The organism is Nocardia arthritidis NBRC 100137, assembly GCF_001612765.1.
Classification (GTDB): Bacteria; Actinomycetota; Actinomycetes; order Mycobacteriales; family Mycobacteriaceae; genus Nocardia; species Nocardia arthritidis.
The window spans coordinates 1-856 of the sequence record NZ_BDBB01000104.1 but is presented as its reverse complement, the minus strand read 5'-3'; the positions used below and the strand labels follow the sequence as shown (position 1 = coordinate 856).

The window sequence follows — 856 nt, the reverse complement described above, 5'->3', positions numbered from 1 at the left end:
CGTCGAATACGGCGTATGTGATTTTCACGTCGGGTTCGACGGGTCGTCCGAAGGGTGTGGCGGTGTCGCATTCGGCGATCGTGAACCGTTTGGTGTGGATGCAGTCCGCTTACGAGTTGACCGGCGCTGATGTGGTGTTGCAGAAGACGCCTGCGACGTTCGATGTGTCGGTGTGGGAGTTCTTCTGGCCGTTGCAGGTCGGTGCGCGGTTGGTGGTGGCGAAGCCGGATGGTCATCGTGATCCGGCGTATCTGGCGGAGGTGATCAGCGCCGAGAAGGTGACGGTCACCCACTTCGTGCCGTCGATGTTGGCGGTGTTCGTGGCTGATGCTGCTGCGGCGCGGTGTGATTCGTTGCGTCTGGTGTTCGCTTCGGGTGAGGCGTTGCCGCCGAAGCCGGCGCGTCGGTTGCGGGAGTTGACCGGTGCGGCGTTGCACAACTTGTACGGTCCTACGGAAGCGGCGGTCGACGTCACTTTCCATGAGGTCGTGGATGCTGATACCGAGTCGGTGCCGATCGGTGCGCCGGTGTTCAACACGCAGGTGTTCGTGTTGGATGCGCGGTTGCGTCCGGTGCCGGTGGGTGTGGCGGGTGAGTTGTATCTCGCGGGTGTGCAGCTCGCGCGGGGTTATGTCGCGCGCCCGGATCTGACCAGTGACCGGTTCGTGGCGAATCCGTATGGGGGGCCTGGTGGGCGGATGTATCGCACGGGTGACTTGGTGGCGTGGAGCGAGCACGGTGAGCTGGAGTATTTGGGTCGTACCGATTTCCAGGTGAAGTTGCGTGGTCTGCGTATCGAGTTGGGTGAGATCGAGCAGGCGCTGACCGGCCTCGAGGAAGTCGCGCAGGCGGTCGT

The 856-nt window shown here is 63.1% G+C and carries 1 protein-coding gene; it reads left to right on the top strand.

The window, feature by feature from the left end; all coding sequences use genetic code 11:
* Window positions 1-856: amino acid adenylation domain-containing protein (locus NA8_RS32245; protein ID WP_157107050.1), on the top strand; the 856-nt coding region annotated here is incomplete at both ends.